A 13,816-nucleotide genomic window follows, 5' to 3' on the forward strand; every position below is an offset into this window, starting at 1 on the left:
ATGTATTAGGCACGCCGCCAGCGTTCATCCTGAGCCAGGATCAAACTCTCCAATAAAGTGTTTGATTGGCTTAAAAATTTTCGTTTGTTTCTTTCCCAATCAAGTAAGAAAGAAACCGAATTGACTTCAGGCTATTTTGTTTAGTTTTCAAGGTTCGAATGCTATATGGTGGGCCTGAGTGGACTTGAACCACCGACCTCACGCTTATCAGGCGTGCGCTCTGACCAACTGAGCTACAGGCCCATATATGGAGCGGGTGATGGGAATCGAACCCACGACATCAGCTTGGAAGGCTGAGGTTTTACCACTAAACTACACCCGCATGTAGATGAATTAAATTTTTAAGCAGGAAGCAACAAACACTTTTGATTGCTTCCCGTCTACGCGCCCGAGAGGAGTCGAACCCCTAACCTTCTGATCCGTAGTCAGACACTCTATCCAATTGAGCTACGGGCGCAACAGCGACAAGGAATATCATATCAAATCTCAAACATAATTGCAAGCTTTTTTTCTCAATGCGGTCGAGAGGACTTGAACCTCCACGGGATTAACTCCCACTAGGCCCTCAACCTAGCGCGTCTGCCATTCCGCCACGACCGCATATGGTGAGCCATGGAGGATTCGAACCTCCGACCCTCTGATTAAAAGTCAGATGCTCTACCGACTGAGCTAATGGCTCGAATTTTCAATATTAATTATCATAAAAGAAACGAAGGCAAATGTAAAATAAAAAATAGCATTTTAGCAATAAAAAAAGACTTACTTGAATTTATTCAATTCATAAGTTGCTATAATGATTTGCCCGATCCTTTCTTATAGTAAATAATGGCTGGGCTACCAGGATTCGAACCTGGGAATCACGGGACCAAAACCCGATGCCTTACCGCTTGGCTATAGCCCAAGAATGGCGGTCCGGACGGGACTCGAACCCGCGACCTCCTGCGTGACAGGCAGGCATTCTAACCAACTGAACTACCGGACCTAATATAACAAGTGACCCGTACGGGATTCGAACCCGTGTTACCGCCGTGAAAGGGCGGTGTCTTAACCACTTGACCAACGGGCCAATAAGTAATGGCGGAGAAGGAGGGATTTGAACCCTCGCGCCGCTTACGCGACCTACACCCTTAGCAGGGGCGCCTCTTCAGCCACTTGAGTACTTCTCCATATGGCTCCAGCGGCAGGATTCGAACCTGCGACCAATTGGTTAACAGCCAACTGCTCTACCACTGAGCTACGCTGGAATATAAGTAAGAAAATTCATTGTGGACACGTTTTGCTTAATATGCTCGTCGTGTCTCCACTCCTCGCAATCCTACTCAGAAGATTTTCCAAGATGTTTACGGTTCGCTACAATCAAACAACCATTCATTTTGTTGCGACGTTAAGTATAATACAACATCTTTCAGAGCGTGTCAATCGGTTAAAAATATTTTTCTCAAATATTTTTTAATCACCCGATCAGTAAGTAGAATTACTTTCTTTTACTTGAATAGCTCGCTCACAAATTCCAATTATACATGTTTCATATAGTTGAGACAAGGTGAAAATATAATTTCTTATTTTTGAACAAGTTTTCCCCGACATTTCCCACAGGAATACCGTTTTGTGTCCACTTTTCTTCTTCTTTTATATTCGAGTCCACACTTTTTGCATTGATATATGTATTTCTCTCGCTCCACCGATGGCAAAAAACTACAATGTCTTGGTGATCCGGTTTCTTTTAATAGTTGACGAAATTCTTTACTGCGATGATTGTAAGGTTTACCGTCGACATGTAAAAAATGATGACATAGTTCATGTTTAATAATTCCTTTGAGTTCTTCTTCTCCTAATTCATCTAAATATTTTCTGTTAATCTCAATTCGTTTCTTTGAAGGTATATATCTTCCGCCTGTTGTTCGTAACCTTCCGTTAAATACAATGTCAGCATGAAATTCCCGTCTAAAGTAGGTTTCGGACAGTTCTCTTGTCCATTGGAGCAATTGATTTTGATCCATTCATTTCACCTTTCGTACAATGGTATATTTCCATATAGCAAATCTCTGTTAATTGCATATAGTAATATAAACAGTTTCAGGAGGGTTTGCTATGCCGAATTGGTTGAAGGCACAGCTATTAAAAGCCTATGCCTCCAAAGATTTATACCAAATTAAATTACTCAATCAATGCTGGTTTTATTATTATGACCGTAATGTCAATTAAGTTTTACTGAACCATCGTTAATGCGATGCGCTGTCTTTTTACATCGATTTCTTCTACCCAGACCGTCACAATGTCACCTACTGCAACAACATCTAATGGGTTTTTAACAAACCGATTTGCCAACTTGGAAATATGAACAAGTCCGTCTTGTTTGACTCCGACATCTACAAATGCACCGAAATCGACGACGTTTCTGACGGTTCCCTGGAGTTCCATTCCTTGTTTTAAGTCTTCCATTGAAAGCACATTCGTTTTAAGTAATGGTTTCGGCAGTTCATCACGTGGATCTCGATTTGGTTTACGAAGGTCTTTCATAATATCTTCCAACGTGAGTTTTCCGATTTCCAGTTCTCGTTCAAAATCGGTTAAATTCACTTCTTTTAGTTTGTTGGACAGGTCTTCCGTACCAATATCTGCAGAAGTTGCATTTAATTCTCCCAATAGTTGTTTCGTTGCCTGGTAACTTTCAGGGTGAATGGACGTCCGATCAAGTGGTTCATCACCATCTGGTATCCTCAAAAACCCTATGGCCTGCTCATAAGTTTTATCTCCTAATCGAGGCACCTTCTTAATTTGCTTCCGGTTGGTGAATTTTCCATTCTCTTCTCGGTACTTAACGATATTATTTGCCACCGTTTTGTTTAAGCCTGAAATGTATTCAAGTAATGAAGATGAGGCTGTGTTTACATTTACACCAACTTGGTTCACTGCCGTTTCGACGACAAAAGTTAATGAGCTATTCAGCTTGCTTTGTGACACATCATGTTGGTACTGGCCAACCCCAATGGATTTCGGATCGATTTTAACCAACTCACTGAGTGGATCTTGTACTCTGCGAGCGATTGAAATGGCACTTCTTTCTTCTACCTGCAAATCGGGAAATTCTTCACGTGCAAGCTTTGACGCTGAGTAAACACTGGCACCCGCTTCATTGACAATGAGATAGGGTACATCCAGATTGTTTTGTTGAATCATATCCGCGATGAATTGCTCTGTTTCTCTTGATGCTGTTCCGTTTCCGATTGCAATCAATTCGACTGGATAGCGCTCAAGAATAGATAGCACCTTTTTCTCAGAACCTTTCACATCTTTTCTCGGTTCAGTCGGATATATGACATCCACTTCTTGCTTCGCTCCTGTTTCGTCAATGACGGCGAGCTTACAACCTGTCCGGAAAGCTGGGTCTACACCGAGCATGACCTTGCCTTTAAGTGGGGGCTGTAAAAGTAAGTTTTTCAGGTTCTTGGCAAAAATATCAATGGCGTGTTCTTCCGCAGTTTCTGTCAATGAGCTACGGATATCTCGTTCAATCGATGGTTCCAATAAACGTTTATAACCGTCGTCGATTGCGGCCTGAATAATATTCGCTTCTTCTATATCCTGGTTCATAATGATTTCTTTTTGCAAGTAAGAGATAACATTTTCCACTGGCGGTTCAATGGTCACTCTCAAAACCTTTTCTTTCTCTCCGCGGTTGACGGCTAGCACTCGGTGATGTGCAATTTTTGATACTTGTTCTTGGAAATCATAGTACATCTGATAAATCTCTTTTTCATCTTCAGCATTTTTTTTTATTTCGGTCTTGATGATTCCTTTCGAAAAAGTCATGGAACGAATTTTCTCACGGAATTTCGCTTCATCCGAGATTTTTTCGGCAAGAATATCATTGACTCCTTGTAGAACATCACTGACCTCTACTAATTCGTTTTCTTCAGAAAGATACTGTTCTGCCTCTTGTTGGACCTGTATTCCTTTTTGAGCCCACACTTTCTCAGCTAACGGTTCCAATCCTTTTTCTTTAGCGATTGTTGCGCGTGTCCGTCTTTTTTGTTTATATGGTCGATACAAGTCTTCCAGACGTTGTAACTTGTTTGCTGCCTGGATGTCTTTTTTTAGTTCGTCCGTCAATTTTCCTTGTTCATCGATCAATCGGATGATTTCTTCTTTTCGTTGATCGAGTTGTATTTGATAGTCAAATGACTCTTTAATGGATTGTATTTGTGTTTCATCCAAATTACCCGTCTGTTCTTTGCGGTAACGAGCAATAAATGGGACAGTATTCCCTTCGTCCAACAACTCAACCACTGTGCGAACGGTTTTCGATTGAATAGATAAATCTTTACTGACGAAATCGACTGCTCGGTCTATGTATTGCTTTTCTTCCATGCTAATTCCTCCAAACAAAATGCCTTTCTGCTTTCCTATTATAACATTGTTTCGACTTCTATATTTATTGCATTTTGCGATGACGACAAAACAAAAGAAGGGTATAGTACCCTTCTCATCCCAGAAACTTCATCGCTATTAAAGTTGTATCATCATCCATATATTCTTTTTGTTGCTCCGTAAACCAAGCAACAGTCGTTTCCATCGATCGGAAGCTATAAAACTCCTTCGTTAGTTGGCGTTCGCTCACGCCATCTGAAAACATAAAAAATAATGCGTCTTTCTCCAAATCTCCGTAGTGAACTTTTGTTTTACGAGGCACCCCTGAAAGATATCCATGAATCGGAATGTTCCTTCGTTTGTTTCCATCAGCTGAGATCATCACAATACTGATGTTGCCTACTGAGACATAGGAGAATTGCCTTGTTTTAAAATCCAATCGTAAAATCCCTAACACACAACCTCTTAACTCATTTCCGAATAAGGCTGCGTTGCATTGTTCAAGCATGTCATCCAGTGGTCGATGTACGTTCCGACGAATGACATCGATGACTGTTTGTGAAGACTCTTTGGCAACTTCGCCACTGCCGAGTCCGTCTGACAGTGCAACCAAGAAATGTTCTTCCGTTTCGATATAAAAGTAACTATCGCCTGAATGATAGTTACCTTTTTTTGGTTTTTCATAAGTTGCTACTTCTACTCTTTCAGCCTGCTGAATCAAAACAATACCTCCAAGTCTTCATCCGATATGGATTCACGCAGCTTCCTGAGTGCGCGACGCTGCAATCTGGATACATGCATTTGCGAAAGACCGAGTCGTTTACCGGTTTCTTTTTGACTTAAATTCTCAAAATAGGTGCATCGTAAAATCTCTTGCTCTCTTTCGGATAAAAGAGGCATGATTTTTTCGATTAGAAGTTTATAGTCAATTTGCTCATAACCGTCTTCTTTTTCGCCAACAAGATCTAGAATCGTCACCGTACTTCCATCTGAATCGGCTTCAATTCGGCGGTCGGCAGATAAAGCATTATAGCTTTTGCCCATCTCCATTGTCTCCAATACTTCTTCTTCCGAAACCTTTAAATATTTGGCGATTTCGGGAACAGATGGAGAGACTTGATTTTCGGATGTCAGCTCTTCTACCGCTTTTTTAATTTTGGGTCCTAACTCTTTAATTCTTCTTGGAACATGTACGCTCCATGTTTTATCTCGAATAAAACGTTTAATTTCACCGATGATTGTTGGAATGGCGAAGGATTCAAACGATTTTCCGAACGATTCATCGTATCTGCGAATCGCCGCTAACAAACCGACCATACCAACTTGTACAAGATCTTCATGAATTCCACTGTTTTTGGAATATTTTTTTGCAATTGAATGAACTAGATTTTCGTATTTCAGGACTATTTTTTCTTGGGCTGCTTCGTCTTCCGGGTTTTTGTGGAGGTAGTCAATCAGTTGATAAACATCTTCTTCGTTATTGTGTTGTTGAGACCTGGTCGTCACTACGCCCCACCTCGTTTTCGAACAAGTACTTTGTCATAAGAACGATTACGCCGTTGTTGTTCGTGATCTCCACTTTGTCCATAAGGGCATCGATAAGGAACAGACCAAAACCTCCCTCTTTCATATTGCTGATCGGGATGTCTTCATTGTAAGGTCCAATACTTTCCTTGATCGATTTAAGGTTGAAGCTACCACCATAGTCTGCAATCATGACTTCCATACGATCTTCATACAAACCAAACCCAATTGTAACTTCACCAGCACCTTCCTCAGTGTACGCATGCTTCACCGTATTGGTTATAGCTTCGGAAATTGCAACTTTCAAATCCTCAATTTCTTCGTAGCTAAAACCCATTCGATTCGCTAAGCCAGATGCCGTCAGTCTTGCAACGCCAACATAATCTGATTTTGCTGGTACTTTCATTTCAATGAAATCGAATGGCTCGTTCATTACATACCACCTCTTACTGTGTTTTCAATGTCTATCACTTCGTTTAGTCCCGTAATATTGAAGAGGCGGTAGACATTTTCTTGCAGGTTAACGAGTTTAAAGGTTTTATTCGCTTCTTTGGATGTTTTCAATGCACTGATAAATACACCCAAACCAGTAGAATCCATATAATTGACTTGCTGCATGTCTACTTGGACCTCTTGATTGTCCTCAATCAGATTCAGTAAATGCTCCTTTAATCTTGGCGCTGTATATGCATCTATTTCACCTGACAGTTTCAGGATCGACGACTGTCCTTCGTTATGATCATCGATATGTAGATTCATCAATAACCATCCTCCTATCTGTTGTCTACCTCTCTTTACCCAATCCAAAGTCCTATTAAACCTATTAATTATCTTTTCTTTGAATCGCAACTAATGTGAAGTCATCCCTAAGATGAAAATCTTGCAAACGTTCAAGATGTTTATAGACATTCTCTACCAATTTTTCCGGGGGTTCATGTACATAATTATAAAGTACATCAAGAACTTCTTCTTGTTCAATAAAGCGACCTGAAACTTTGCACTCTGTTACACCGTCTGTCAACAAAAAAATGATGTCGTTCGGTTCAATATCTAACTCAAATCGTTTATAATCCGAGTCTTTTTGTACACCTAGCAACAATCCTTTTCCACGTATCTCTTCGAAAGTTTTCGAACGATGACGATAAATGAATCCCGGTTCATGTCCAGCCGTCGCAAAATAAAATTTATGTTGCTCTACTTCGTACAAACCGTAAAACATAGATACAAACATTCCTGGTTCTACGTTTCTCTCAACAACCCGGTTCAAGAGTTCCAGAATCATTTCCGGGTAAATCCGGTTGTCCGGATAACTCTCCATCGCATATTTGATCATCGACATGACGAATGCTGCCGGAATCCCTTTCCCACTTACATCAGCGACAGCAACACCAATATTATCCTCCGTGTCTTGGACGAAGTGATAATAATCACCGCTCATTTGCCGTGCAGGAACTGAAATCGCTCCGATATCCAACACTTCAGAAGCAGGTATTTCTGTCTTCAACAAGGTATTCTGCATATTAGCGGCTACATCAATTTCATTTCGAAGGGAATATTGTTGTTCTTTTATATCATTGAACATTCCATAAGCTACACCGTAATAAATCATTGTTTCGATTAGAAATTTGAATGAATCTTTTAAACGCGGATCCATATCTGGAATGATTTCCGACATTGTTTGATAATGGGCGTCAATAATTTCTTCTGGTTTCACGCCATCCTGTATCGATTGTCGACTAAATTGTTCTGCTTGATATAACACTTTCTCATCTTTTGATCTCAAATATTCTTGTAGCAATTCTCTATAAACAGAGACCACTTTCTTCGTTTGTTCCATGCCGTCCCCCCTATTACCGTAACCATTTAATGACATGGATTGTCGTGCCTTCATCGCTTGACATAATGTCGAAGTCGTCCATTAACCGTTTCACACCTGGCAATCCTGCCCCTAAACCTCCAGAGGTTGAGTAACCATCAATCATTGATTTACTAATATCTTTAATCCCAGGCCCATTATCTTTTGCGATAATTTTCAGCCCAACTGGTGCTACGCCTTCTACTTGTTGGAAAGTGATTTCTCCTTTTTTGGCGTATAAGTATATATTTCTCGCGAGTTCAGAAATAGCGGTCGCGATTCTGGCTTGGTCCACAGAACTGAACCCCAGGTCGTTCGCTATATTCCTACCCGTTTGTCTTGCGCCAACAATATCAAGCTCTTTGGCTATTGGCACATTGGATAGTGTCCCCTTCATCACTTTTCCTCCAATTCCCGTCTCAGCTTAATCAACCCTTGTTCAAGATCTAATGCTGTCGGTACGTCTTGTAAGTGAATGCCTATGTCGATTAAAGTCATGGAAACTGCCGGTTGAATACCAGTGAAGACGACTTTTGCCCCCATTAAGTCTGCCATCGATACGACATCTCCTAATACTTTCGCTATAAAGGAATCTATAATGTCTACAGAAGTTAAATCAAGTACTACACCTGTTGCACCTGACTCATGTATTTTGCTCAATAAGTCTTCTTGAAATTGCATCGCTGTTTGGTCATCTAAATCCACTTGCACAGATATCAAAAGATATTCATGTAACTTTAAAATCGGTATTCTCATATCTTTCACTCCTTCTCAATCGAGTTAAGAATGTTTTCGATTTCGTCGCCTTCGCTTTCACTTTCACTAACTACTTTTGCACCTGTCATCTCAAGTGCTGTTCTGAATCCTTTTTGCAACGAACTTTTCGTTGGGAAGTTGCGAAGATCGATACCTAGATTAACAATCGTCTGAGCTATCTCTGGACGAATTCCGACCAAAATACATTGCGATCCGACAAGACGAACGGCTTCGGCAGCCTGAATAATGTGATGAGCAACCATCGTATCAACAACTGGTACACCAGTAATATCAATCAACACAACTTCAGCATGGTTTTTAATGACACCGTTCAGTAAATTTTCCATGATGAGTTTCGCACGATCTGTATCAATCGTTCCTACAAGCGGCATAACCGTAATGCCTTCCATAACTGGAATTAACGGCGCGGAAAGTTCTTGCAAAGCTACCTTTTGCAAGGAAACAATGTTTGTCCAATTATGGGAGTATTCATTGATAAGACGGTTTTTAATCGGATCGACCCAATCGTTGACTCCTTCCATAATGCTCAAGAATTCATCATTACTGTTTGTTTCACCGATATCTTCTAGAATGACTTTAATGGTCACAGATCTGAATGCTTGCATACCTTCAGTCAAATAGCCTAATGGCCATCCAAGGTTAACAATTTTCTCGGAGAACTCATGTAAATCATCCGTTCCACCGTCACTTTCAATATTTGAAAAAATGACATTAACGAATTCTCGATTCGTTTGTTCAATCGATTCTTGAGAAATGGTTTCGCCATATTCAGCGATTTTACTTTGATCGAGTTTTTCCAGCCATTTTTTGATGATTTCATCGCTATGTTCTAGAATGATATTTTTGAGTCTCTTTTCCACCTATTAAACCCCCAAACAAATTTTTAATATTCTTTAAATAACTTACCATTTTTCGACGGTTATTTCTACCATGAGCCGTCTGTCTTACTAACTTGATAGAGTTGCATAATGCTAATTGATTCGTATGACATGCAGTTTAGCGTCTAGTTTCTTCAATTAGTTTCTTCAAGCAGTAAATGATTGGATAAGGTTCAATGAAAAACAAAAAATCTTATGCAAAATACTATACCGCCAGTATTTACATAAGATTTATATAATAGCCTATAGATCGATTAAGCCTAAGCTAATTTGCAAGGCTTCATCCACTTGGTTCATTAAAAATTCGTCTAACGTTGTAAGCTTGTCTGTCAATCGCTGTTTATCGATCGTTCGGATTTGTTCCAATAGAATAACTGAATTTTTTTCAAAATGGTATTTCTCTGCGTCGATTTCTACGTGTGTTGGTAATTTTGCTTTTTGGATTTGTGCAGTGATCGCAGCCACAATAACAGTAGGGCTAAAGCGATTGCCAATGTTATTTTGTATAATAAGCACTGGGCGAACACCGCCTTGCTCTGAACCTACCACAGGGGTAAGGTCCGCATAAAAGACGTCGCCTCGTTTTACATACAAGTTAATTACACCCCACTCACTGAGCGCTCAAGAGTTGTGTCAGCCTCCTCTTCAGCCTGGAAAGCTTCTGATGCAATATCTAAGTTGATACTTTTCATCTCTAAATAACCACGGCGCATGCTCTCTTTAATTTTACGGTTCTTCTCTTCTTTAATATAGGCTGAAATCGCTTGGTGAAATAGCGTGTTTCGATCAATATCGTGTTCTTCAACCATGTGATCGCATTCATTCACTAGTGATAAAGGTAGCTCTACGACAATTTCTTTCGATGTGTTAGACATCCTTACACCCCCAACAATTTACGCAACACAAACTTTCTTTCATGATACCACCGATTCCTATCGTACGTAAAGGAATTCTCGAAAATTATTATACTTTTTCTACAAAAATGTTCCGTTTTGTCAAAAAAGAAATGCTAACTTGTTAGATAAACACGTGGAACTCGGTTGGTAATGATACAAGGAATCTCATAATTAATCGTTTCCAGATAGTCAGCCACATCATCTACACGGATTCGTTGCCCGCCATTTTCACCAATCAGCGTCACTTTTGTACCGACAGGATATGGTTTGGGTAAACGGATCATCAGTTGATCCATGCAAATTTTCCCGACAATTTCTGCTCTCTCTCCTTCCACCAAAACTTCAAAGCCTTGCAATTTACGGATCCACCCATCACCATAGCCGATTGGAACTGTTCCAATCCACTCTTGTTGTTCTGCTTCGTAGGTTGCCCCGTAACTAATATGTTCGCCCGGTTTTAATTCTTTGACGTGAGCGAGTCGGCTTTGGAGAGAAAATGCCTCATTTAATTGAATCGCACTAATCTTTTCGACTTCTTTAGAAGGATAAAGTCCATAGAGTCCGATTCCGAACCGAATGCCATCAACCATGTCATCCGGGAACCGCATTGAAGCAGCCGTATTTCCGATGTGGACTTGTGTTTCAAGCGTACGAATGGGCGAAAACATCTCTAGCATTTCATAAAAATGATCTAGTTGCTGTTGGTAATACGACAAATCGAAAGAATCGGCCGTTGCAAAATGTGTGAAGATACCACTGATCTCAAATTCACTCGAAAAATTGGCAACTTCTTCAATTACAGCATATGCCTCTTCTTTCGTTTTTATACCAATTCGTCCCATTCCTGAATCAATTTTTATATGAATCTTTACTTTTTCTCTTTTATCTTTTAATATTTCAGCAGCTTGAGTGAACCAGTCTGGCTGGAATGCCGTGAGTTCGATCTCCGACTTCGCTGCAATTGACACGTGCCGTGGGTCAGTCCAGCCCATGACCAAAATGGGCGCTTGAGGAAAATTCTCACGCAAAAGAACTGCTTCATCCAAACTAGCAACGGCTAAAGCATCCGCTCCAGTCTCAAGGGCAGCTTCAGAAACAGGAATATAACCGTGCCCGTATGCATTGGCTTTCACAGCAACATATATTTTTTTATTTGGGTATCGTTGACGTATCCTTTTCATATTTTCCTTGATGGCGGTGAGGTCAACTTCTGCCCAGGTTTGTCGAAAACTTGTGGCAAGTTCCATGCGAAACACCTATCTTTTTTACTGTTCATTATCGCGAGGAGAATACACGTTGTCAATTCTGAACTTATCTTAGTAAAATAGCGGATCCGCTAACAATTTATTGCTATTCGACCGCCAAGAATATCATTTGGTTCGCGTTTTGAGTTGTGAGAGCGCTGCTCGAACACGGAAGGAGTGCGTTTTCGTACCTTCCCGTCTCGAGAACCCTTATCAAACACGGAAGAATCCATTTTTCCGTTCCTTCCCGCCTCGAGACTGCTTATCAAACACGGAAGGACGCTCTTTTTCGTTCCTTCCCGCCTCGAGAGCCCTTATCTAACACGGAAGGACACATTTTTTCGGGCCTTCCCGGCTCGAGAGCCCTTATCAAACACGGAAGGACGCTCTTTTTCGTTCCTTCCCGTCTCGAGAGCCCTTATCGAACATGAAAATTCGTCTCCTGCTCGCTGTAATGGTTTTGAGTTCTCTACGAATTCAATTGAACCTCTATCGGCATAGTGGCTCTCCGGATGATTAGATCTAACTGCATCCACCCCTCCTACCAAAAAACCGAGAGAAATATCTCTCGGTCTAAGCAGGCAATCTAACTTTATTTTAATACTTCTTTTTCTACCGATTGTGCTACTTCCACCAGTTCATCCACCGTCAAACTTTCGCTCGCGACAACAAATCGCATTCCGTCTTGTTCCCATTCCAATGTGCCGTTTGCTAAGTGACCAACTGATTTTCCTAAATCAACCAACTCCCCATCGGCATAAACAGGGACACTCAAATCAGTCGGGTAGGATTCATAGACTTCTTGGATCAACGTAAAGGACTTTTCACCTTCAAATGTCGAAAGAACGCGTTCACCATAGTCAAATTCCATTACTTCTTCTCCCGCGAACTCTGTGCCAGCTGGCAAGTTGACTGGATAATATACTTCCAGGTCCTTTTCTTCCAATTCAGCCATCGTCGGTACACTGACAGCCCCTTCCGCGAGGTTCTGGTCCGTGTCGAATTCTTCATCTTCAATGGCGACATCAAAATCAAATGAATTGAACGTTACTTCCACAATCGATTCGTTTTCAGCATTGAACACTTTCACCAATGCAGGTTTCTTTGATTTTTTGTGGAAATAGATTTCTTGATAAGGAAGCTTCTGCTTGCCTTTGTAGTTCGTCTTCACCGTGAAAATATAATAATTCTCGGTTTTTTTGAACTCTCGCTCATCATCTGCCTTAATGTCGTCAATCAAAGAGGTGTAAAGGTATGGCTGGCTATGGTGTTTTGGCCATTCATTTTGGAACTTGTAGCTTTTATTGATCGAAGGAGTCAGTACAAATACACCTTCATCGTTCCGCAGAATGACCTGATTGCCTTCTTCATCCATTTTGTTATTCATGACCACTTTGTAAAAATTATCTTTTTTGTGCCAGACCTCTACATTATACTGCTGCGTCTCTTCACCAGTCTTCATCGTCATATCCACCGTAGAAGTAAAAGATGATAGTTCTTCACCTTGCTTCTCCAACGAATCAACGACATCCTCCACTGTTTCTTCTCCACATGCTGATAAAAGAACAACCATCATCAGAAACAGGGACAAGAAGAGTAATCGTCTGCTTTTCATTTGGACAACTCCTTCGTCTCATTTTCTTACTTACCTTCCATTGGCAAGCAATCTATCGTGTTGCGGTGACAATGTGCACATCGGATGAATTGTTACCCGCAATACACTATATGAGACAACCTAATTGAATATGCAGACGAGCTTATCGGAAATCTTCTAATTAATTACTGTATTGGATGCTCGATGATCACTTGGGCAATTGCATAAGCTTTACTATGGGAAATGGATACATGAGCGTTTCCCTTTACTTTACCTTGTTTGAAAATTAGTGGCTGACCCGATGCTCCGCGCAGAATCTCAATAGAATGAAAAGAATGGAGTTCACCGATTCCTGTTCCCTCTGCTTTGCTATACGCTTCTTTCGCTGCAAACCTCCCGGCTAAAAACTCAATTTTTCTTTGGGAGGAAGGTAATTGATTGTATAATGTCATTTCTGCGTCCGATAATATGCGTTTTAAAAAACGCGGTTTCCGCTCAATGATCTTTTTGATTCGGTCCAACTCAATAATATCTACACCGATGCCCTTAATCATGATTACACGCTCATTTCAAAGAGATTTTCATTATTTTTATTCTTATTGAATCAATTTCATAATTGCTCTTTTTAAAAATACAAAGACTTCTCCAATGTTTTGAATTGCATTTTTAAAAACAGA

16 protein-coding genes and 10 tRNA genes are annotated in these 13,816 nt (G+C 40.6%); 1 reads left to right on the forward strand and 25 read right to left on the reverse strand.

Annotation, left to right across the window (positions count from 1 at the left end):
- Positions 1-166 precede the first annotated feature (166 nt).
- The 11 genes from KQ486_RS13330 to KQ486_RS13380 all read right to left on the reverse strand — a co-directional run bounded on the left by KQ486_RS13330 (position 167) and on the right by KQ486_RS13380 (position 2,000).
- Positions 167-243, reverse strand: a tRNA-Ile gene (locus KQ486_RS13330).
- Between the two features lie 5 nt (positions 244-248).
- A tRNA-Gly gene (locus KQ486_RS13335) sits at positions 249-322 on the reverse strand.
- Positions 323-383: 61 nt separating this feature from the next.
- A tRNA-Arg gene (locus tag KQ486_RS13340) sits at positions 384-457 on the reverse strand.
- 59 nt (positions 458-516) lie between these two features.
- Positions 517-600: transfer RNA gene (locus tag KQ486_RS13345), tRNA-Leu, on the reverse strand.
- Positions 601-603: 3 nt separating this feature from the next.
- Positions 604-679, reverse strand: a tRNA-Lys gene (locus KQ486_RS13350).
- A gap of 147 nt (positions 680-826) precedes the next feature.
- Positions 827-901, reverse strand: a tRNA-Gln gene (locus tag KQ486_RS13355).
- Positions 902-905: 4 nt separating this feature from the next.
- Positions 906-982: transfer RNA gene (locus KQ486_RS13360), tRNA-Asp, on the reverse strand.
- A gap of 12 nt (positions 983-994) precedes the next feature.
- Positions 995-1,066: transfer RNA gene (locus KQ486_RS13365), tRNA-Glu, on the reverse strand.
- A 9-nt stretch (positions 1,067-1,075) separates the two neighbouring features.
- Positions 1,076-1,166, reverse strand: a tRNA-Ser gene (locus tag KQ486_RS13370).
- A gap of 3 nt (positions 1,167-1,169) precedes the next feature.
- Positions 1,170-1,244 (reverse strand) — tRNA-Asn (locus KQ486_RS13375).
- 315 nt (positions 1,245-1,559) lie between these two features.
- Positions 1,560-2,000, reverse strand: coding sequence for a SprT family protein (locus tag KQ486_RS13380; protein WP_144162568.1), 441 nt, complete (start codon positions 1,998-2,000; stop codon positions 1,560-1,562).
- A 91-nt stretch (positions 2,001-2,091) separates the two neighbouring features.
- Here KQ486_RS13380 and cmpA point away from each other — a divergent pair, with 91 nt between their 5' ends.
- Positions 2,092-2,205 carry a cortex morphogenetic protein CmpA gene (gene cmpA, locus KQ486_RS13385; RefSeq protein ID WP_144089549.1) on the forward strand — a complete coding sequence of 38 codons (114 nt, stop codon included), beginning with the start codon at positions 2,092-2,094 and terminating at the stop codon, positions 2,203-2,205.
- A 3-nt stretch (positions 2,206-2,208) separates the two neighbouring features.
- Here cmpA and KQ486_RS13390 read toward each other — a convergent pair whose 3' ends face one another.
- The 14 genes from KQ486_RS13390 to acpS all read right to left on the reverse strand — a co-directional run bounded on the left by KQ486_RS13390 (position 2,209) and on the right by acpS (position 13,693).
- The gene (locus KQ486_RS13390; protein WP_216687943.1) at positions 2,209-4,371 is read right to left on the reverse strand and encodes a Tex family protein; all 2,163 of its coding nucleotides are present in this window, start codon (positions 4,369-4,371) and stop codon (positions 2,209-2,211) included.
- 115 nt (positions 4,372-4,486) lie between these two features.
- Positions 4,487-5,092 (reverse strand): SpoIIE family protein phosphatase, encoded by a 606-nt coding sequence (locus KQ486_RS13395; RefSeq protein WP_246569342.1) that lies wholly within the window; start codon positions 5,090-5,092, stop codon positions 4,487-4,489.
- Positions 5,089-5,877, reverse strand: coding sequence for an RNA polymerase sigma factor SigB (gene sigB, locus KQ486_RS13400; protein WP_216687944.1), 789 nt, complete (start codon positions 5,875-5,877; stop codon positions 5,089-5,091). The genes KQ486_RS13395 and sigB overlap by 4 nt, the downstream gene beginning before the upstream one ends.
- Complete coding sequence (gene rsbW / locus KQ486_RS13405; RefSeq protein ID WP_216687945.1) at positions 5,849-6,328, reverse strand: anti-sigma B factor RsbW; 480 nt, start codon at positions 6,326-6,328, stop codon at positions 5,849-5,851. Before rsbW ends, sigB begins: the two co-directional genes overlap by 29 nt.
- Entirely contained in the window at positions 6,328-6,654 is a 327-nt protein-coding gene (locus tag KQ486_RS13410) for an STAS domain-containing protein (protein WP_216687946.1), read from the reverse strand. The genes rsbW and KQ486_RS13410 overlap by 1 nt, the downstream gene beginning before the upstream one ends.
- 64 nt (positions 6,655-6,718) lie before the next feature.
- Positions 6,719-7,732, reverse strand: coding sequence for a PP2C family protein-serine/threonine phosphatase (locus tag KQ486_RS13415; RefSeq protein ID WP_216687947.1), 1,014 nt, complete (start codon positions 7,730-7,732; stop codon positions 6,719-6,721).
- A gap of 13 nt (positions 7,733-7,745) precedes the next feature.
- Complete coding sequence (locus KQ486_RS13420; protein ID WP_144162556.1) at positions 7,746-8,147, reverse strand: anti-sigma regulatory factor; 402 nt, start codon at positions 8,145-8,147, stop codon at positions 7,746-7,748.
- Positions 8,147-8,506, reverse strand: a complete 360-nt coding sequence (locus KQ486_RS13425; protein WP_246569343.1) for an STAS domain-containing protein — start codon at positions 8,504-8,506, stop codon at positions 8,147-8,149. The genes KQ486_RS13420 and KQ486_RS13425 overlap by 1 nt, the downstream gene beginning before the upstream one ends.
- A gap of 5 nt (positions 8,507-8,511) precedes the next feature.
- Entirely contained in the window at positions 8,512-9,387 is an 876-nt protein-coding gene (gene rsbRA, locus KQ486_RS13430; protein ID WP_144162552.1) for an RsbT co-antagonist protein RsbRA, read from the reverse strand.
- A 261-nt stretch (positions 9,388-9,648) separates the two neighbouring features.
- On the reverse strand, positions 9,649-9,999 hold the full coding sequence (locus KQ486_RS13435; protein ID WP_144089539.1) for a type II toxin-antitoxin system PemK/MazF family toxin: 351 nt from the start codon (positions 9,997-9,999) through the stop codon (positions 9,649-9,651).
- A 5-nt stretch (positions 10,000-10,004) separates the two neighbouring features.
- Entirely contained in the window at positions 10,005-10,280 is a 276-nt protein-coding gene (locus KQ486_RS13440) for an antitoxin (protein WP_144089538.1), read from the reverse strand.
- A 134-nt stretch (positions 10,281-10,414) separates the two neighbouring features.
- Positions 10,415-11,548, reverse strand: a complete 1,134-nt coding sequence (gene alr, locus KQ486_RS13445) for an alanine racemase (RefSeq protein WP_216687949.1) — start codon at positions 11,546-11,548, stop codon at positions 10,415-10,417.
- Between the two features lie 589 nt (positions 11,549-12,137).
- Positions 12,138-13,160 carry a LolA family protein gene (locus tag KQ486_RS13450; RefSeq protein ID WP_216687950.1) on the reverse strand — a complete coding sequence of 341 codons (1,023 nt, stop codon included), beginning with the start codon at positions 13,158-13,160 and terminating at the stop codon, positions 12,138-12,140.
- Positions 13,161-13,324: 164 nt separating this feature from the next.
- The gene (gene acpS, locus KQ486_RS13455) at positions 13,325-13,693 is read right to left on the reverse strand and encodes a holo-ACP synthase (protein ID WP_144162546.1); all 369 of its coding nucleotides are present in this window, start codon (positions 13,691-13,693) and stop codon (positions 13,325-13,327) included.
- Positions 13,694-13,816: the final 123 nt, after the last annotated feature.

Source organism: Allobacillus halotolerans (assembly GCF_018967645.1).
Lineage (GTDB): Bacteria > Bacillota > Bacilli > Bacillales > Alkalibacillaceae > Allobacillus > Allobacillus halotolerans.